Below are 17,545 nucleotides of genomic sequence, written 5' to 3'. Positions count from 1 at the left end.
CCGAACCGGACTCTTGACGGCCAACGCCAGTGGGGCAATGGTCATGCAATCGGGCGCAATCAGATCGACAGAGGGAGCGGCTAGGCATGAAGCTGAAGTTCCTCGGGATCATCCCGAACACCGGCAAGGACGACTCTCCCACCATCTGGTTTGACGAGCACAGCGGGGACCTGCTGATTCAGTCCTACAGGGCCACCGACGAGGAGTTGAAGGCTTGCCAGGAGATCGGATCAGTCCCCGGTCATGGCACGAATGTGCCAGATCACGAGACGGTGATCCGTCTGCCGAAAGTCATGCTCCAGTACATCCCCCGTCCAGACGGAGACGACGCCGATGAAGCCTCCGGCACGTAAGCCCCTGTCCCAAGCCCAACGGTCTGCCATCCACCTCGAAGTCCGGGACCACTACCAGAGCGAAGACCCGGACTACCTGGAGTGGCGGGAAGGACGCCGGAAGTTCACCCCGGACAACCGGTCTGACTGGTGGGAGGGTTGGCACGACGCAGTCCACGCTGCGGCGTCACGCGGCGTGGCCATTCGTCGCGCCCGCGTGGTCTCCGAGCCCCTATCGGACTACGTACGTTGGGAGTACGACTACGCCGCCACCAACGTCGCCGCCGGTGAGCAAGTCCGTTGGCTCCCTCGGCGCCGGGCAAAAGATCTAGCCATCCCCGCCGTGGACTTCTGGGTCTTTGACTCCGAGCTGGTGCTGTTCCACCACTTCAGCGGAGACGGCGTGCTCGTTGAACGTGAGTACGTCACTGACGCCGAACTCGCCACGTGGTGCACCGACGCTTTTGACGTGATCTGGGATCGCGCCACACCACACGAGGGGTACAAGCCGGTCTAACGCGCCATGCCCCAACCAGCATCATCGAACGTCCAGGAAGCCCGACAAGCCCTTGCCGCCCGCCTCCGTGAGTTGGTCAAGGACGCCGGGCTGGACGGCAAAGACCTCGCCATGCTGTGTGGATGGCATCCGTCCAAGGTGTCTCGGATCTCGACGGCTAAGACACAGCCCAGCGAAGACGACATTCGTGCGTGGTGCAGGGCATGCCGCGCTGAGGACCAGGCAGGCGACCTGATCGCCTCTCTCCGTGCCGTTGAAGGCATGTGGCTCACCTGGCGTCGTATGGAGCGAGCGGGACTACGACGCTCCCAGGAAGAGCGTCTTCCGTTGTATCAACGCACACGTTGGTTTCGCTCGTACTGCTCGTGGGCGCTGCCCGGACTCCTCCAGACGTTCCAGTACACCGAGGACGTACTTCGGGCGATCCAGCAACAGCGAGTGCCGATCGATGATGTGGCCGACGCAGTAGCCGCCCGCATGGAGCGCCAGCGTGTACTACAAGACGGCCAGCGCCTGTTCGCCTTCCTCATCGAAGAACCGGTACTACGCAACACACTCAGTGCCAGTGAGGCACAAGGGGAACAGCTGGAGCGCCTGCTCACCGTGAGCCGTCTACCGCATGTCAGCCTCGGCGTGGTTCCCGTAGCCCAACAGCGGCGCCAACTGCCCGTTGAAAACTTCTGGATCTACGACACGACTCAAGTCAACGTGGAACTTGTCTCCGGGTATCTCACGCTGACGCAGCCCAGCGAAGTGAAGACCTACGCCGACACCTTCGCCACGCTGGCCGACATGGCGGTGTACGGCGCGAAGGCTCGCAGGTTGATCACGGCGGCCATGTCGTCGCTGGGGTAATTGGCCCGCAATCACGTGCAATCGGCTGGGCGTCAGAGCCCACCACTCCCTAGCGTGTCGTCAGCGAGACCACGCGCAACGGATGACGAAGAGTCATGAGACTCCCGCCCCGGCGGCGGAGACCCTGGACAGGTAAGCGCCGGGGCGGGTGACCCACCCGCAGCGTTGCTGCGGACCATTGGGCCGTGCCATCGACAGTACGGCGGTACGGCCCCTCACGAAAGAGGAGGTTGAGAGATGAGCGCTGTAGCTGTCGAGACGTACGAGACCCGCACGCCCGACGCCGAAGGCTGGCGAGGCATCCCCTTCCGGCACCCCGCTGACCTAGTGGTCGTCGCCGAGGCGGACGGTGGGAAGCACGACGGCGGGCCCATGCCCCCGGAGGCACCCCGCGACCCCGCCCCGCAGCCCAGCGGCGGGGACAAGAAGTAGCCTGACCGGGCCGGCTTTCGAGAATTCGGAAGCCGGCCTCTCGCGCTGAAACGGAGCGGAGATGGATGGCTTAGAGCACCCGATATCGGCGTGCGCCGGATGCAACGCAGCAGCTCATGATGGTGCCGTGCAGGCCCGCGAGGCTGAAGAACGCGAGGCACGGTCCCACACCGCTGGCATGGCAGTAGCGGCGGGTCTCGCCTGCCTCTTGGCGCTAGGTCTGTGGGCCGGCGCCATGGCCCTTCTGTCGCACGTGATCGGTTGAACTACTGACGCCCCCCGGCCCGGCTGGCACGTGTACGGCAACTACGCTTGCAAACGCCCAAAGTGGCCCGCCCCGACGCATCGGGCCGGGCCACTACATATGGGGGAGGCTACCGGGCGGCGGTGGCCTGCCAGACGGTCAGGCACATCCCGACGACGCCGACCAGCGCGGCGATGCCGGGGAGTGGCCAGCGGCGGCGTTCGACGGCGTCGAGGCGGGTGTCGAGGTCGGTCACGTGCTACCGCCTCCGGTGTCCTCGGTGCGGCCGGGCGGCGCGCTGCGCAGCCAGCCGGGGAGTGGGGCCTGTACGCCGGGGAGGGCCATGACGCGGGCGAGGCCGCCGGCGACCCAGGGCAGCGTGGCGGGGATGCCGGCGGCGTCGACAACTGCGGGCAGCAGTACGGCGAGGGCGACGGTGGTCTGCACGATGGGGCGGACGGTGCGCCGGGTGGCGTGGGGCGGTTCGGCGGGGTCGTGGTGCCGGTCGCCCATGCCCGCAGCGCGGCCCGTGCGTGGGGCGGAGCCGCTTCACCGCTCGAAGGAACTGATCCTTTTCCGCGCACGATGCGCGGGTGCCGGACCCGGTGGTCTCCCAGCCAACGGCCAGGACGTTACCGGCGACGCTGGCGCACTTCTCGACGAAGTACCTTGCCTGTGCCTCGATGTTGCCTGGCCACAGGAAGTGGTAAAAGCCCACGACGAGCCCGTTTCTGCGGGCGTGGGCGGCTTGTCGGTCAGCTTCAGCGAGGCCGCAACGTAGTGAGCGCGGATGAGCTGTTTTGGAGCCAGTGATGCACCCCGTTGACGTCCGCGGCCCGAGACCCTGAAGTCGTGGCGTCGGCATTCCAGTTGGTTGCGGCAAGGTAGGTCACGGCTACTGAGGGAAACCCCTCTGGCAGTGACGCAGGCGACGCGGGTTCCCGGCCGAATCCGGCCCTCGGGGGAAAAGAACACGCCATGGAGGCGTGACATACCACCTGGTACACATCGAGAATCGCAGCACCACTACCCGCCCGTAACAAAGCGGAGGCACCCGGTGCTCAGCACGATGCAGGACGTACCGCTCACCGTCTCGCGAATCCTCGCCCATGGGTCAACGGTCCACGGAGACGCACAGGTCATCACGTGGACCGGCGAGGCGGAGCCGCACCGCCGCACCTTCGCCGAGATCGGCCGCCGGGCCGCGCAGTTGGCGCACGCGCTGCGCGACGAGCTCGACGTGGCCCCCGAGGAACGGGTCGGCACGCTGATGTGGAACAACAGCGAGCACATGGAGGCGTACCTCGGCATCCCGTCCATGGGCGCGGTGTTGCACACGCTGAACCTCCGGCTCGCGCCCGAGCAGCTCGCCTGGATCGTCAACCACGCCGAGGACCGCGTCGTCCTCGTCAACGGCACCCTGATCCCGCTGCTGGCGCCCCTGCTGCCGCACCTGCCCAAGGTGGCGCACGTGATCGTCGTCGGCCCCGGCGACCACGCCCCGCTGGCCGCGGCCGACGTCCGCGTCCACGACTACGAGGAACTGCTCGCCGGGCGGCCGGAGCGCTACGACTGGCCGGAGATCGACGAGCGGGAGGCGGCCGCGCTCTGCTACACCTCCGGGACCACCGGCGAGCCCAAGGGCGTGCTCTACAGCCACCGTTCGCTGTACCTGCACTCGCTCCAGGTCAACACCGCGGAGGCGTTCGCCCTCGCGTCGAAGGACATCGCGCTGCCGGTGGTGCCGATGTTCCACGTCAACGCCTGGGGTCTGCCGCACGCCGCGTTCATGGCCGGCGCCTCGCTGCTGATGCCGGACCGCTTCCTCCAGCCCGCGCCGCTCGCCGAGATGATCGAGACGGTGCGGCCCACCATAGGAGCCGCGGTCCCGACGATCTGGCAGGGCCTGCTGGCCGAACTCGACGCCCACAAGCGGGACGTGAGGTGTCTGGCGACGGTCGTCATCGGCGGCTCGGCCTGTCCGCCCGCGCTGATGCGGGGCTTCGAGGAGCGGCACGGGGTCCGCGTGGTGCACGCCTGGGGCATGACCGAGACCTCCCCGCTGGGCTGCGTCTCCCACCCGCCGGCCGGCGCCAGCGGCGAGGAGGCGTGGGCCTACCGCGCCACCCAGGGCCGCTTCCCGGCCTCCGTCGAGGCCCGGCTGATCGGCCCGACCGGCGAGGAACTGCCGTGGGACGGCGCCGCCGCCGGCGAGCTGGAGGTCCGCGGCCCGTGGATCGCCGGTGCGTACTACGGCGGCGCGCAGGGCGAAGCGCTGCGCCCGGAGGACAAGTTCAGCCCCGACGGCTGGCTGCGCACCGGCGACGTCGGCACGATCACCCCGGACGGCTACCTCACCCTGACCGACCGGGCCAAGGACGTCATCAAGTCCGGTGGCGAGTGGATCTCCTCGGTGGAGCTGGAGAACCACCTGATGGCCCACCCCGGCGTCGCGGAGGCCGCGGTGGTGGCCGTCCCCGACGAGAAGTGGGGCGAGCGGCCGCTGGCCACCGTGGTGCTGACCGACGGCACCGCGCTGACCTACGAGGAGCTGCGGGCCTTCCTCGGCGAGCGGATCGCCCGCTGGCAACTCCCGGAGCGGTGGGCGGTGATCCCGTCGGTGCCGAAGACGAGCGTCGGCAAGTTCGACAAGAAGGTGCTGCGCCGGCAGTACGCGGACGGTGAGCTGGACGTGACGCGGCTGGGCTGACGCCGGCACCCGGGCCCGTCGGGGTGCAACCGGTGGGCCCGGCCGGTCAGTTGGTGCCGATCTTCGCCAGCAGGTCCACGATCCGGCCCTGCACCTCGTCGCTGGTGGAGCGCTCGGCCAGGAAGAGCACCGTCTCCCCGGAGGCGAGCCGCGGCAGTTGGGCCGGGTCGAGGTCGGCGGCGGTGTAGACGACCAGCGGGGTGCGGTCCAACAGCCCGTTGGCGCGCAGCCAGTCCACGATGCCGGCCCGGCGGCGGCGCACCTGCATCAGGTCCATCACGACGAGGTTGGGCCGCGCCTGCGTCGCCAGGGCCGCCGCGTCGGTGTCCGCGCCGGCCCGGGCCACCTGCATCCCGCGCCGCTCCAACGACGCGGTCAGCGCGCCCGCGATGGCGTCGTTCTGCTCGATCAGCAGCACCCGCGCCGGCTGGTCCTCGGCGTCCCGCGGGGCCAACGCCTTGAGCAGCACCGCCGGGTCGGCGCCGTACGCGGCCTCCCGGGTCGCCTGCCCCAGCCCGGCGGTGACCAGGACGGGCACCTCGGCGGCGCCGGCGGCCTGGCGCAGCGACTGCAGCGCGGTGCGGGTGATCGGCCCGGTCAGCGGGTCCACGAAGAGCGCCGCCGGGTACGCGGCGATCTGCGCGTCCACCTCCTCGCGGGAGTTGACGATCACCGGGCGGTAGCCGCGGTCGCTGAGCGCCTGCTGGGTGGCGACGTCGGGCGCCGGCCAGACCAGCAGTCGGCGCGGATTGTCCAGCGGCTCCGGCGGCAACTCGTCGTCCAGCGGCGGTTGTTGACGCTCCATCACCTCGACCGCGCCGTTCGGTCCGTCCAGCGGCTCGGGCCCCTCGCTGCCCTCGTCGGGCGCCGAGATGGCGAACGCGCGGCCCTCGCCGGCGTCCATGAGGTGCCCCTGCGGACCCGGCTGCTTGGGCCGGGCGGCCGGCTGCGGCTGGGGGCCGGCGGCCGGCGCCGGGGTGCCCGGCGCGGGGGTCTCGGCGGCGCCGGTGCGCTCGCCCTCCGGCGGGGGCGCGGCCAGCTTGCGGCGGCGGCCGGAACCGGTGGCGGTGCCGCCCGGCGGTACGGGCCCGGGCTGCGGCGCCGGACGCTGCGGGTCGGCCACCTGCTGGGCGAACGGCACGCCCTGGCCGAGCGTGCGCACGCTGAACGCCCGCCCCGAGGTGTGCCCGGGGTCCTCCTCGGCGGGCGGCAGCGGCTGCCGGGCCGCGGCGGGCGGCGGGCCCTGCGGCGGCACGGGGGCGGCCTCCTCGGCGGGGCTGGGGCGGCCGCGGCGGCGGCCGGTGGGCGCGGACGGCGGCGCGGCGGCGCCGGGCACCCCGGGAGCGGTCCCGGTGCCGGTGCCGGTCGCCTCCGCCGGGGCGCCCGGGCCCGCGGCCTCGGACGGCTGCGCGACCAGCCCCTCGGGCCCCGCCACGAACGTGCCGGACGCCTCGGAGTCGGCCATCGCCGCGCCGCCGCGGCCGCACGCTCCTCGGCGGCGGCCCGCCGGGCCCGGCGCCGGCCGGTCGGCTCGGCGTCCCAACCGCCCTGTGCGTCGGGGGAGTCGGCGGGGGCGGCCGGCTGCCCTGCGGCCGGCTCGGGGCCGGCCGCCACCGCCCCGCGCGCGCGCCGCCGCCCGGTACCGGCGTCCTGTGGGCCGGCCTCCGCCGGGGCGGGGGGCGCCGGCGCGGGCGGGCACCCCGCCGGCGATCGCGGGCAGCGCCGGCTGGGGCTGCTGGGTCGACGGGGTCGATGCGGGAGCCGGCTGCTGCGGCGCCCGGTCCGCCGCGGCCGGCGGCAGCGCGAACGGCGACCGCGGCGCGTCCTGGGCCTGGGCGGCCCGATTGCCGCCCTGCTGCGGCACGTTGGCACTCCGGGTGGCGGGCGCCTCCGGCCCGCCGACCCGCTCGGACGCCTCGGCCAGCGCCCGCCGGGCCCGCCGACCACCGGCGGCCCCCTGAGCGCCCGACACGGTCCGCTCCGGGGCCGCGCCCTGCGGCTGACCCGGCCGGGGTGCCGGCTGCTGTCCTTGGCGCGGCACCGGCCCGAGCGCCGGCGCCACCGCGGGCGTCAGACCGTGCGCCGGAGCGCCGGCGGGGGCCCCGTCGCCGGCCCCGGACGGCAGCGCGGGCAGCGCCGAGCCCTCCGGCGCCGGCCGCGCCCGGCGACGACCGCTCGGCGGCACCGCCTCGGCGCCCGCCGGCAGCCCGGCACCCTGCGTGCCGTCCGCCGCGGGGTCAGGCTCCGTTCCCGGGCGCCGCGCGCGACGGCGTCCGGTCGGCTGCTGCGCGCCGGTCGCACCGTCCTCCGCCTCGCCGTCCGCGGGCGGCCGCGCGCCGCCGCCCCGGCCGCGCCCGTCCGCCCCCGGGGTGGTGGCGGCCGTCTCGGCCGGCCCGTCGCCCCCGGGCGGCTGCTTCCCATCCTCGGCCGGCTCCTCGTCGTCCGCCGGCACCGGTTCGTCGATCAGCACCGGCAGTTCCAGCACGTACGCGCTGCCGCCGGCGCCGGAACCGCCCGGCACCTTGTGCGTCTGGATCAGCCCGTCGTGCATCCGCACGATGCCGCGGACGATCGGCCCGTGCACCGGATCGCCGCCGCCGAACGGCCCGCGCACCTCGATGCGGACGACCTCGCCGCGCTTGGCCGCGGCCACCACGATCGTCGAGTCGCCGGGCACCGGACGGCCGCCCTGGCCGCCGGCGCCGGCACTGGCCGGGTGCCGGCCCGTGGAGTCCACCCCGGCCACGTCCGCGATCAGGTGCGACAGCGCCTGCGCCAGCCGCTCCGCGTCGACCAGCGCCGCTATCGGCGGCGCGTGCACCGCGAACTGCGCCCGGCCCGGCCCGATCAGCTCGATGGCGCCCTCCACACCGGCCGCGACCACCTTGTCGAGCGCCACCTTGGTGCGGTTCAGCTTCGCCTTGCCGGCGTCCAGCCGCTGGTAGCCGAGCACGTTGTCCACCAGCGTCGTCATCCGGGCGTGCCCGGCCGCGAGGTGGTGCAGGATCTGGTTGGCCTCGGGCCACAGTTGGCCCGCCGGGTCGGAGGCGAGGGTGGTCAGCTCGCCGCCGAGCTCTTCGAGCGGCCCGCGCAGCGACCGCTCCAGGACGGCCAAGAGCTGGGCGTGGCGCGCCGCCAGCGCGTCGAGCGGCCGCCGGTCGGTGAACGTCATCACCGCGCCCACCAGTTGGTCGCCGTCCCGCACCGGAGCGGTGGTCAGGTCGACGGCCACCGAACGGCCGTCCTTGGCCCACAGCACCTGCCCGCGCACCCGGTGCTTGCGACCTGACTTGAGGGTGTCGGCGAGCGGGGTGTCCTCCCAGGGCAACGCCGAACCGTCCGGCCGGGAGTGGTGGACCAGCGGGTGCAGCTCCTTGCCGCCCAGCTCGCTGGCCCGGTAGCCGAGGATCTGCGCGGCGGACGGGTTGACGAGGACCACCCGGCCCTCGGAGTCGACGCCGACCACGCCCTCCGCCGCGGCCCGCAGGATCATCTCCGTCTGCCGCTGCTGGCGCGCCAACTCGGTCTCGGTGTCCACCGTCCCGGTCAGGTCGCGCACCACGAGCATCAGCAACTCGTCGCCGGTGTAGCCGTTGCGGTGGTCGGCGTAGGCGGCCTCGAAGGCGGACTCGTACGGGGTGCGGCCGTCCTCCAAGTTGGCGCTGGTCACCTCGACCAGCAACTCGACGCCGTCGGTGCGCCGGGCGACCATCCGCGTCGGCCTCGTCCGGCCCTCGACCTCCTCGTCCCGGCGCCGCATCGACCCCGGGATCCGCTTGGAGTCGAAGGTCGGCAGCAGGTCCAACAGCCCCCGCCCGACCAGGGCCGTGCCCGGGGTCTCGAACATCTCCAGGGCGATGGCGTTGGCGTTGACGACGGTGCCGTTGCAGTTGACGAGCAACAGCGCGTCGGGGAGGGCGTCCAGTATGGCTGCGAGGCGAGCAGCGCCTCGGGATGGCCTGCTGCTCACGAGACGCTTCCTCCCTGTTACCGCACCTTGCCGACCCACCGTGGTGGGTCGCTGGGATGGAGTCTACGGGCACATGCCGGGGAGGCGGGGGCGGATGACGCCCGCCGCAATGCCGCGCCCCGGCGCGACTCACCGCACGCCCGACATGTGCCCCTCGTCCTGACCTGGCGCGCTACTCCGCCACGAACCGGGTCAGGAAACGGTCGACGGGAGCATCGGTTCGAAGCGGCCCCAGCGTTCGATCTCACACCCGTTGGTGCGCCGGAAAACGGTGTTGACCGGCCGCCCCGCCCACACCCCGGCGACGTGCGCCCGCGCCGGACCGCCGTACATCATCGTGCACTTGGCGCCCTGCGGCACCGGCGCGAACGGGTCCTCGCCCCAGCGCGTCATGCGGTCCAGCCGGTCGCAGGCGCGGCCCGCGGCGAAGTGGTTCCCGCCGCGCGGATGGCAGCGCAGCTCGAACGTGCCGTCCGTGCGCGCCGACCCGGACTCGGTGACGGTGATCGTGAGGTGGTCCCCGCGCGGCCCGCCGAGCGCCGGCAGGTCGATGAAGCGGAGGTCGTCGAAGCGGATGTCGTCGTGGTGGTAGGGCAGCGGGATCGGGGCGGCGGAGGCGGCCGGCGCGACGGCGAGCGCGGGCAGCGCGCACACGGCGGCGGCCGCGGCGACGAACAGGGACAGCGACCGGGACGGGATCCGGCGACGGGACATCACGGGCTCCAGGGGGCGAGTGCGGCCGCACCGGATGCGCGGGCTCGCACGGGACGGGACGGCGGTACGCGGTCGTACGCGCCGGGGGGCGCACGACACGTGCGGCCGCGCGACCCCGTCTCTCTAACGCCCTTCCGGCCGCGACGTTGCGCCGCAGGAACGTCTTTGCCGGGTGGGTCGCGGGCCTAGTACCGTAGGGGGCGATTGGTGACGGGCCGCTGGGCTGTGTCATCATCTGGTCACGCCGCATCGCGCCGCACGCGCGATGAGGGGTGTGTGGAGGCGTCGCCTAGTCCGGTCTATGGCGCCGCACTGCTAATGCGGTTTGGGTTTTACCGCCCATCGAGGGTTCAAATCCCTCCGCCTCCGCTTGTGCGTTCAGCTCCGGGCCCGGTCGATCACGACCGGGCCCGGAGCTTTTGCGTGGGCGGATCCGACGGCCGGGCGGATCTTCCGCCCCGCCCCGGTCCCTGCGACGCGGCGGCCGCTCCCGCGCCGCCGCCCCGCCGCCTACGCTGCCGCCCATGCCCCTGCCGAGCCCGCCGCCACCGCCCCGGCCCGCGTCCCGGCGGCGCGGCCCCGCCGTCCGCACCGTCGTCATGCTGGCCTTCGAGGGCGCCCGACTGCTCGATGTGACCGGCCCGTTGGAGGTCTTCAGCGTCGCCGCGCGCCTCGGCGGCCGCTACGAGATCCGGCTGTGCTCCCCCGACGGCCACCTCGTCACCACCGCCTCCGGCACTCGTCTCGCCGTCGACGCGGGCGTCCGGGAGCTCTCCGCCCACCCCCTGGACACCGTCCTCGTCCCCGGCGCCGAGGACCTCACCCAGGGCCGCTTCCCGCCCGGCCTCCTGGACGCGGTCCGCGCCCTCGCCGGCCGCTCCCGCCGGGTCGCCTCCGTCTGCGCCGGGGCGTTCGCGCTGGCCGGCGCCGGGTTGTTGGACGGTCGGCGGGCCACCACCCACTGGCGCCACACCGCCACCCTCGCCGCCCGCCACCCCACCCTCACCGTCGACCCCGACGCGATCTACGTCCGCGACGGCGACCTCTTCACCTCCGCCGGGGTCTCCGCCGGCATCGACCTCGCGCTCGCCCTCGTGGAGGCCGACGAGGGCCCCGACCTGGGCCGCGAGGTCGCCCGCGACCTGGTGGTCTTCATGCAGCGCCCGGGCGGCCAGTCCCAGTTCTCGGTGCCCGCCCGCACCCCGCGGCCCCGCCACGACGCGCTGCGCGCCCTCCTGGACGCGATCGCCGCCGACCCGGCCGCCGACCACTCCAACACCGCGCTGGCCGCCCGCGCCGGCCTCAGCCCCCGCCACCTCACCCGGCTCTTCCGCGAGCACACCGGCACCACCCCCGCCGGCTACGTCGAGGCCGTCCGCCTGGAGGCCGCCCAGACCCTCCTCGCCAACGGCGAGACCGCCACCGCCACCGCCCGCCGCACCGGCATCGGCACCGACGAATCCCTCCGCCGCCTCTTCCTCCGCCGCCTCGGCGTGACCCCCTCCGCCTACCGCGCCCGCTTCCACACGACGAGCCGCTGACCGCCGCCCCCATGTCCCCATCTGTGGGGCGTTCGTCCCACAGACACCGGGCGCCCGCACCCCCTACGGCGCGACCCTGGCCCCATGACCACCAACGAGCCGTCCAACGAGCCGTCCAACAAGACCGCCGACGAGGGCCCCCGCACCCGGCCCACCCAGGACCTGCCCACCCTCGCCGGCATCCCCGTCCCGGACAGCCGCCTGGCCCGCGAGGCCACCGAACTCGTCCGCGACCTCACCGACGACCTGCTCTACCACCACTCCCACCGCGTCTACCTCTTCGGCGCCCACCACGGCCTCCGGCACCACCTGACCTTCGACCCCGAGCTGCTCTACGTGGGCGCCCTCTTCCACGACCTCGGTCTCACCGGGAAGTTCCGCACCTCCCAGCAGCGCTTCGAGATCGACGGCGCCGACGAGGCCCGCGCCTTCCTCACCGCCCGGGGCATCCCCGAAGACCGCGCCCGGCTCGTCTGGGAGGGCATCGCCCTGCACACCACTCCGGAGATCCCGCACCACATGGCCCCCGAAGTGGCCCTCGTCACCGCCGGCGTCGAACTCGACGTCCTCGGCATCGGTTACGCCGACCTGCCCGAGGAAACCCGTGCGGCCGTCATCGCCGCCCACCCCCGCCCCGACTTCAAGCGCCGCATCCTCCGCGCCTTCCACGCCGGGCTGGCCCACCGCCCCCAAACCACCTTCGGCAACGTCAAGGCCGACGTCCTGGACCGCTTCGAAGCCGACTACACCCGCCAGAACTTCGTCGAGATCATCGAGAACTCCCCCTGGCCGGCCTGACCCGTCGCCCCCAACACCCCCTCCCCACCCGCCTGATCATCATTTCCGCAGGTCAGAGGGGGTGTGGGCAACGGATTTCGCCTCACGGCCCAGGTCATGTAATGTTGTTCTCGCAACGCCGACCGGCAAGAAAAACCGCCGGGAAGCCAAGCGCTCGTAGCTTAACGGATAGAGCATCTGACTACGGATCAGAAGGTTGCAGGTTCGAATCCTGCCGAGCGCACAGCAGATCAAAGCCCCCGCCGGGTTCTCCGGGCGGGGGCTTTGTCGTGCGGTACGGCAGCGAAGTGCGGGAACGGGGTTACGTGGTGGCGGTGTCGGCCCCGCCTTCGGCCTCGGCGCAGAAGAACCTGGCGAGGGCTGTGCGCCCTTTGGGCGGACTTTCACGGCCATCGGCAACGAGCCGCGCGTGTGGCGGGTGTGCTGCGGCGGGATGACCCGCAGTCCGGCGCGAGCCCGTAGCGCGCACCTGCGGGTGAGGTTCCCCGGCTCGATCGGGGTGCCGTGCTTCGGGGCGGCGGTGACTCCTTAGTGACCTCCTTGTCCCGCTGGCCGGTCTCTGTGGGGCGGGTGCCAAGTGCGGGGTCAAGGGGTCAGGTTGAGGAGGGGGGTTAGGAGGGTGCGGGTGTGGGTGAAGGTTTGGGGGGCGGTGCGGGTGGTGGTGTGGAGGGGGAGGAAGTTCCAGGGGGTGGTGGCGAGGAGGCGGCGGGTGAGGGCGGTTTCGGCGCGGAGGTGGGCGGCGGCGGAGTCGAGGTCGTGGACGGCGTTGGTGCCGGGGGAGTTGGCGAGTTTGGTGAGGTACCAGTCCTCCCAGGCGGGGCCCTCGCGGTCGATGGCGCGGCGGAGGGCGGCGGCGGGCGGCGGCGGGGTCGTCCTGGACGTAGACGACGGTGACCTCGGTGGGGTGGACGGCGGCGACGAGGTCCTCAAGGAAGCGGGCGAGGGCGGGTTCGTCGTGGCCCCAGGCGACGAGGGAGGGGAGGAAGGGGAGGAGGGCGTCGGTGACGAGGAAGTCGGTGCCGGCGGCGCGGGCGTCGGTGACGTAGGTGCGGGCGGCGGCGATCAGGGTTTCGGGGCGGACGGTGTGTGGGGCGGCGGCGCATTCCTCGGCGACGGGACGGAAGGCGGGGTGGGTGAGGATGTCGGCCTCGGCGAAGTGCTCGACGGTGGCCCCGGTTTCCGCGAGCCAGGTGGCCAGGGAGTGGCAGAGGGTGGATTTGCCGACGCCTGGGCTGTTGCCGATGACGGAGATGAGGTGGGGGCGGCGGTGGTGGCGGTGGTGGTTGGTGGGCATGGGGGGAGTTTTTCAAGTGGGGGGTGGTTAAAGGGAGTTCGGGGGTGGGGTGGTGGTGTAGTGGGCGGCGGGGCCGGGGGGCGTGGGGGTGAGGTGGGGGTGGAGGAGGAGGTTGTCGTCGTAGTCGCCGGTGTTTTGGTGGCGGAAGGGGAGGGGGTCGGTGGTGGGGAGGGTGAGGAGGCGGTGGCGTAGACGGGTGGCGGCGGTGGCGTAGGCGTCGGGGGTGGTGCGGTCCGCGCCGGGGATGAGGAGGGGCGGGACGACGGCGATGCCGGTGTACCAGAGGGTGCCGTGTTGGAGGGGGAAGAGGAGGTCGTTGAGGTCGCCGTTGACGCCGCGGGGGCCGAGGGTGGCGGCGCGGGCGCCGGCGGTGACGACGACCAGGGCGCGTCTGCCGGCGAGCGGGCCCTCGCCGTAGCGCTGCGGGCGGCCGGTGGCGGGGTCGGTGTGGCCGAAGGCGAAGCCCTTGACGAAGACCCGGTCGAACCAGCCCTTGAGGATGGCGGGCATGCCGTACCACCACAGGGGGAACTGGAGGACGAGGGTGTCGGCCCAGGCGAGCTTCTGCTGTTCGGACGCGATGTCGGGGCTCAAGTGGCCGGTGGCGTGGGCGCGTTCGGACGCCTCGCCGATCCGGAGGCGGTCGGCCGGGTCGTGGTCGTAGTCGGCGGCGTCGACCAGCGGGTTCCACTTCATCGCGTAGAGGTCGGAGACCTGGTGCTGGTGGCCGTGGGCTTCGAGGGTGCGCAGCCCCTCGGTTTTGAGGGCGCCGTTCAGGGAGCGGTGATCGGGGTGGGCGAACAGCCAGAGGACCTTCATGGGGTCCACCTTCTGGCGCGGGTGGGAGCGAAACGAGTGGCCCGATGGACAGTGTGTGGAAGGATCGGGCCAAGGGTGGTCAGGGGCGTGCCAAGGGCCGGACCATGGCCGCTATGGAAGGGAAGGGATGGGGGTGCGGAGGGTGGCGCGGGGGATGCGGCGGCGGCATCGGGTGGTGGTGTTGGTGCGGCCGGGGATGCTGCCCATTGAGGTGGGGATCGTGCACCGGATCTTCGGGGAGGCCAGGTCGGCGTCCGGGGAGCCGCTGTACGAGCTGGTGACGTGTGCGCTCCAGCCGGGGGAGGTGCGGACGGACACCGATTTCACGGTGAACGTGGCGCACGGGCCGGAGGCGTTGGCGACCGCGGACACGGTCGTGCTGCCGGCGTCCTCGGTGGACTACGACCCGGGGACCGAGCAACGGGACGGGCGGTTGAGCCCGGGGATGGCCGACGCGCTCGCGCGGATCCGGCCGGGGACGCGGATCGCGTCGATCTGCACGGGGGCGTTCGTGCTGGCCGCGGCGGGGCTGCTGGACGGGCGGCGGGCCACCACGCACTGGCGGTCGGTGGACGACTTCCGGCGGTTGTTCCCGCAGATCGAGCTGGACGCCGACGTCCTGTACACGGACGAGGGGGACGTGTTGACGGCGGCGGGGGTGGCCTCGGGGGTGGATCTCTGCCTGCACATGGTGCGGTGCGATCACGGGGCGGCGGTGGCCAATGACGTGGCGCGGCGGACGGTGGTGCCGCCACACCGGGAGGGCGGACAGGCGCAGTACGTGTGGCGGCCGGTGTCGGAGCCGCGGGTGTCGTCGACGGGCGCGGCGCGGGCCTGGGCGCTGGAGCATCTGGACCGGCCGCTGAGCCTGCGGGAGTTGGCGGCGCGGGAGGCGATGAGCGTGCGGACCTTCACCCGGCGGTTCCGGGAGGAGGTGGGGATGTCGCCGGTGCAGTGGATGACCCAGCAACGGGTCGAGCGGGCGCGGCAGTTGCTGGAGGAGACCGGGCTGACGGTGGACCGGATCGCGGCGGAGGCCGGGTTCGGGACGGCGGCGTCGCTGCGGCAGCACTTCCAGGTGGCGCTGGGGGTGTCGCCGCGGGCCTATCGGGCCACGTTCCGGGGGGAGGGCGAGCGGGAGCAGGAGCCGGAGGGGGCGCGGGCGGCCGTGGGGTAGCCGGGCGGTGGTCGGCGCGCGGGGGCGTTGTCAGTGGGCGGTCGTACGCTGACGGTGTGTGGCGATGTACGGGACCGCGGTGGTCGGGCGGCGGGCCGGGGGCCGGGCCGGTGGGGCGGTTCGGCCAGCGGCTCGGTTGGTACTGCGCGGAGCGGGATGCCGAGCGGGTGAGCCCGTTGCCGGTGGGGAAGGCGCTGGCGTTCGCGGCGGTGGGGGAGCGGAGGTGCCTGGGGGTGCGGCGGGCCGGGCGGTGGATCGTCTGTCCGTACGGTGCGGTGCTGGAGGGCGAGGGGGGCAAGGACCAGTGCCCGCGGTGTGCGCAGTTGGACCGGTCGCGGTCGGTGGCGGCGGACACCATGGCCGATGATCCGCGCCCGTACGGCGTCTATCTGGCGTACTTCGGTCCCGGGCTGGTCAAGGTGGGGATCACGGCCGAAGAGCGCGGGGCGGCGCGGCTGGTGGAGCAGGGGGCGGTGGCGTACGCCTGGTTGGGGCGCGGGCCGTTGATGGCGGCGCGGCGGGCGGAGGCGCTGTTGGGGAGCGCGCTGGGGGTCCCGGACCGGTTCGCGAAGGAGGCGAAGCGGGCGGCCCGTGGGGCGCTGCCGCCGTGGCCGGAGCGGGCCGCCGAGCTGGCGCAACTGCACGGCGTGGCACGGGGGTTGGCGGGTTGGCCGGAGACGTTGGAGCCGGTGGGGTGCGAGCCGGTGGACCACGGGGAGCTGTTCGGGCTGGCGCGGATAGCGGCTTCCGGCGAGGTCGGGGAGGTGGGCGGGCTGACGGCCGGGGCGGAGGTCGTCGGTGAGGTCGTGGCCGGGGTGGGGGCCGATGTGTATCTGCGGTTGGCGGGGGCCGGTGGGGGCGGCGGGGTCGCCGTGTTGGACGCGCGGCTGCTCTCGGGGTGGGTGCTCGGCGCCGCCCGGGGAGCGGTGACGACGGCGCCGGTGCGATGGGCGGCGGAGCACGGAAGGGGGCGGGGAGGGGAACAGGAGGGGTTGTTTTGAGGGGTGGCCGCTACGGGGTAACGGGGGTGTCCGGCGCGGCGGTTGGGGTGGCCTCGGCCGTCGGCGTGGCTGCGGCGGCTGGCGCGGTCCTGGCCGTCCACGTGGTCGCGGTGGCCAGGTGGGACATGGCGGTGCGGAGGTCGGCGAGGGTCGGGGCGTCGGTGACGCGCTCGGTGCCGGGATCGACCTTCGGGCCGATGGCGGGGATCTCCCGGCAGGCGTCGGCGATGACATTGCCGGTCATCATGCGCAGGATCTCCCGGAGTTGGGCGTTGGCGTGGTCGCCGCCGGTGGGGAACGGGGAGGCGGTGATCACGGCGACCGGCTTGTCGACGCATTCGCCGCTGCTGACCAGCCAGTCGAGGGCGTTCTTGAGGACGCCGGGGACGCCGTGCGCGTACTCCGGGCTGACGATGAGCAGCGCGTCGGCGGCGGCCACGGCGGTGCGCAGGGCCGCGACGGGGGCGGGCGGGGTGGCCTCCTCGCCGTCCAGGTCGGGGTTGAAGTGCGGGAGCGCGCCGATGTCCGCGGTGGCGGTGGGGCCGTCGAAGAGGTCCAGGGCGGAGCGCAGCACGGCGCCGTTGGACGAGCGGGCGCGGAGGCTGCCGGAGAGGGCCAGGAGTCGGGGCATGGGGCGACGGTACGGGACGGGGTGGAGCGGGCGGGAGCGAAGAAGGGGGAGAGGAAGGGGAGGGGGTCCCTGGGGGCGGTGTCACCGTCGGTGTCGGCGGGTGAGGTAGGCGAGCAGCCCTTCGGTCATCGGTGAAAGTGCAGGTCAGGGCGATTGTCAGTGGGGGGTGGGAGGCTGGGTGCAGGTGATCGGTCCGGGCCGCGCGGGGGGCGGTCCGGGCTGGTTCCTCGGCCCGGTGGGCGCCCTGCGGGGCGTCCGGGGCGAGGGTGAGAAGCCGTGGCCGCGGGCCCCTCGTCGTGGGGAGCCCGGCGGCGTGGTCGACGGCTTACGGGGGCTTGACCGACGGAAGGGGAGATTCTCAGGAGATTCACAGAAACCGGCAAGGGAGCTTTCAGAGGGGTTGGTCAGGCTCCCGTCATGACCCTGACTTCGTCGACGTCCTCAGCTTCGTACCGTGCGCCGGTCCCGGGTTCGTCCTCCAGAGGGGCGCCCGGCAAGGCGTCCGGTCAG

The 17,545-nt window shown here is 73.3% G+C and carries 16 protein-coding genes, 2 tRNA genes and 1 pseudogene; 11 read left to right on the top strand and 8 right to left on the bottom strand.

The window, feature by feature from the left end:
• The first annotated feature begins 86 nt into the window (after positions 1-86).
• The 4 genes from PV796_RS19060 to PV796_RS19045 all read left to right on the top strand — a co-directional run bounded on the left by PV796_RS19060 (position 87) and on the right by PV796_RS19045 (position 2,136).
• Positions 87-353 carry a hypothetical protein gene (locus tag PV796_RS19060; RefSeq protein ID WP_274914499.1) on the top strand — a complete coding sequence of 89 codons (267 nt, stop codon included), beginning with the start codon at positions 87-89 and terminating at the stop codon, positions 351-353.
• Positions 334-849, top strand: coding sequence for a DUF6879 family protein (locus PV796_RS19055; protein WP_274914498.1), 516 nt, complete (start codon positions 334-336; stop codon positions 847-849). Before PV796_RS19060 ends, PV796_RS19055 begins: the two co-directional genes overlap by 20 nt.
• Positions 850-855: 6 nt before the next feature.
• Positions 856-1,704 carry a helix-turn-helix domain-containing protein gene (locus tag PV796_RS19050; protein WP_274914497.1) on the top strand — a complete coding sequence of 283 codons (849 nt, stop codon included), beginning with the start codon at positions 856-858 and terminating at the stop codon, positions 1,702-1,704.
• A 237-nt stretch (positions 1,705-1,941) separates the two neighbouring features.
• Positions 1,942-2,136, top strand: a complete 195-nt coding sequence (locus tag PV796_RS19045) for a hypothetical protein (protein ID WP_274914496.1) — start codon at positions 1,942-1,944, stop codon at positions 2,134-2,136.
• Positions 2,137-2,510: 374 nt separating this feature from the next.
• On the opposite strand, the gene PV796_RS19040 is transcribed toward PV796_RS19045, so the two are convergent.
• The 3 genes and pseudogenes from PV796_RS19040 to PV796_RS19030 all read right to left on the bottom strand — a co-directional run.
• Positions 2,511-2,636 (bottom strand): hypothetical protein, encoded by a 126-nt coding sequence (locus PV796_RS19040; protein ID WP_274914495.1) that lies wholly within the window; start codon positions 2,634-2,636, stop codon positions 2,511-2,513.
• Positions 2,633-2,893, bottom strand: coding sequence for a hypothetical protein (locus tag PV796_RS19035; RefSeq protein WP_274914494.1), 261 nt, complete (start codon positions 2,891-2,893; stop codon positions 2,633-2,635). The genes PV796_RS19040 and PV796_RS19035 overlap by 4 nt, the downstream gene beginning before the upstream one ends.
• A gap of 16 nt (positions 2,894-2,909) precedes the next feature.
• Positions 2,910-3,131 (bottom strand): annotated as a pseudogene (locus tag PV796_RS19030) (GH25 family lysozyme); the annotation flags it as partial.
• Between the two features lie 306 nt (positions 3,132-3,437).
• On the opposite strand from PV796_RS19030, the gene PV796_RS19025 reads away from it, so the two are divergent.
• Entirely contained in the window at positions 3,438-5,090 is a 1,653-nt protein-coding gene (locus PV796_RS19025) for a long-chain fatty acid--CoA ligase (protein WP_274914493.1), read from the top strand.
• A 46-nt stretch (positions 5,091-5,136) separates the two neighbouring features.
• Here PV796_RS19025 and PV796_RS19020 read toward each other — a convergent pair whose 3' ends face one another.
• Positions 5,137-9,060, bottom strand: a complete 3,924-nt coding sequence (locus PV796_RS19020) for a PAS domain-containing protein (protein WP_274914492.1) — start codon at positions 9,058-9,060, stop codon at positions 5,137-5,139.
• A 192-nt stretch (positions 9,061-9,252) separates the two neighbouring features.
• Entirely contained in the window at positions 9,253-9,774 is a 522-nt protein-coding gene (locus tag PV796_RS19015) for an SSI family serine proteinase inhibitor (protein WP_274914491.1), read from the bottom strand.
• 278 nt (positions 9,775-10,052) lie between these two features.
• On the opposite strand from PV796_RS19015, the gene PV796_RS19010 reads away from it, so the two are divergent.
• From PV796_RS19010 to PV796_RS18995, 4 genes are all read left to right on the top strand, one after another.
• Positions 10,053-10,143, top strand: a tRNA-Ser gene (locus PV796_RS19010).
• Positions 10,144-10,298: 155 nt separating this feature from the next.
• Entirely contained in the window at positions 10,299-11,315 is a 1,017-nt protein-coding gene (locus PV796_RS19005; protein WP_274914490.1) for a GlxA family transcriptional regulator, read from the top strand.
• An 84-nt stretch (positions 11,316-11,399) separates the two neighbouring features.
• Positions 11,400-12,113, top strand: coding sequence for an HD domain-containing protein (locus PV796_RS19000; protein WP_274914489.1), 714 nt, complete (start codon positions 11,400-11,402; stop codon positions 12,111-12,113).
• A 150-nt stretch (positions 12,114-12,263) separates the two neighbouring features.
• Positions 12,264-12,336 (top strand) — tRNA-Arg (locus PV796_RS18995).
• Between the two features lie 362 nt (positions 12,337-12,698).
• On the opposite strand, the gene PV796_RS42070 is transcribed toward PV796_RS18995, so the two are convergent.
• Entirely contained in the window at positions 12,699-13,043 is a 345-nt protein-coding gene (locus PV796_RS42070) for a hypothetical protein (protein ID WP_342456920.1), read from the bottom strand.
• A gap of 391 nt (positions 13,044-13,434) precedes the next feature.
• A complete protein-coding gene (locus PV796_RS18985) occupies positions 13,435-14,226 on the bottom strand; it encodes an NAD(P)H-dependent oxidoreductase (protein WP_274914488.1) in 792 nt (263 codons plus the stop codon).
• A gap of 127 nt (positions 14,227-14,353) precedes the next feature.
• On the opposite strand from PV796_RS18985, the gene PV796_RS18980 reads away from it, so the two are divergent.
• Together PV796_RS18980 and PV796_RS18975 are read left to right on the top strand one after the other, a co-directional pair.
• Positions 14,354-15,403, top strand: coding sequence for a GlxA family transcriptional regulator (locus tag PV796_RS18980; protein WP_274914487.1), 1,050 nt, complete (start codon positions 14,354-14,356; stop codon positions 15,401-15,403).
• Positions 15,404-15,513: 110 nt separating this feature from the next.
• Positions 15,514-16,404, top strand: coding sequence for a DUF2797 domain-containing protein (locus PV796_RS18975; protein WP_376569372.1), 891 nt, complete (start codon positions 15,514-15,516; stop codon positions 16,402-16,404).
• Positions 16,405-16,414: 10 nt separating this feature from the next.
• Here PV796_RS18975 and PV796_RS18970 read toward each other — a convergent pair whose 3' ends face one another.
• Positions 16,415-17,035: an NADPH-dependent FMN reductase gene (locus tag PV796_RS18970; RefSeq protein WP_274914486.1), complete on the bottom strand. Its 621-nt coding sequence runs from the start codon at positions 17,033-17,035 to the stop codon at positions 16,415-16,417.
• Positions 17,036-17,545 lie beyond the last annotated feature (510 nt).

It is taken from the genome of Streptomyces sp. WZ-12, assembly GCF_028898845.1.
GTDB lineage: Bacteria > Actinomycetota > Actinomycetes > Streptomycetales > Streptomycetaceae > Streptomyces.
This window is presented reverse-complemented; position numbering and strand designations above follow the sequence as displayed.

What these genes read in the sequence shown, in the direction of transcription:
- PV796_RS18985 (WP_274914488.1), bottom strand. Translation starts at nt 14,226, where the DNA reads ATGAAGGTCCTCTGGCTGTTCGCCCACCCCGATCACCGCTCCCTGAAC.
- PV796_RS19060 (WP_274914499.1), top strand. Translation starts at nt 87, where the DNA reads ATGAAGCTGAAGTTCCTCGGGATCATCCCGAACACCGGCAAGGACGAC.
- PV796_RS19035 (WP_274914494.1), bottom strand. Translation starts at nt 2,893, where the DNA reads ATGGGCGACCGGCACCACGACCCCGCCGAACCGCCCCACGCCACCCGG.
- PV796_RS19015 (WP_274914491.1), bottom strand. Translation starts at nt 9,774, where the DNA reads ATGTCCCGTCGCCGGATCCCGTCCCGGTCGCTGTCCCTGTTCGTCGCC.
- PV796_RS18980 (WP_274914487.1), top strand. Translation starts at nt 14,354, where the DNA reads ATGGGGGTGCGGAGGGTGGCGCGGGGGATGCGGCGGCGGCATCGGGTG.
- PV796_RS19000 (WP_274914489.1), top strand. Translation starts at nt 11,400, where the DNA reads ATGACCACCAACGAGCCGTCCAACGAGCCGTCCAACAAGACCGCCGAC.
- PV796_RS19055 (WP_274914498.1), top strand. Translation starts at nt 334, where the DNA reads ATGAAGCCTCCGGCACGTAAGCCCCTGTCCCAAGCCCAACGGTCTGCC.
- PV796_RS19050 (WP_274914497.1), top strand. Translation starts at nt 856, where the DNA reads ATGCCCCAACCAGCATCATCGAACGTCCAGGAAGCCCGACAAGCCCTT.
- PV796_RS19045 (WP_274914496.1), top strand. Translation starts at nt 1,942, where the DNA reads ATGAGCGCTGTAGCTGTCGAGACGTACGAGACCCGCACGCCCGACGCC.
- PV796_RS19005 (WP_274914490.1), top strand. Translation starts at nt 10,299, where the DNA reads ATGCCCCTGCCGAGCCCGCCGCCACCGCCCCGGCCCGCGTCCCGGCGG.
- PV796_RS18970 (WP_274914486.1), bottom strand. Translation starts at nt 17,035, where the DNA reads ATGCCCCGACTCCTGGCCCTCTCCGGCAGCCTCCGCGCCCGCTCGTCC.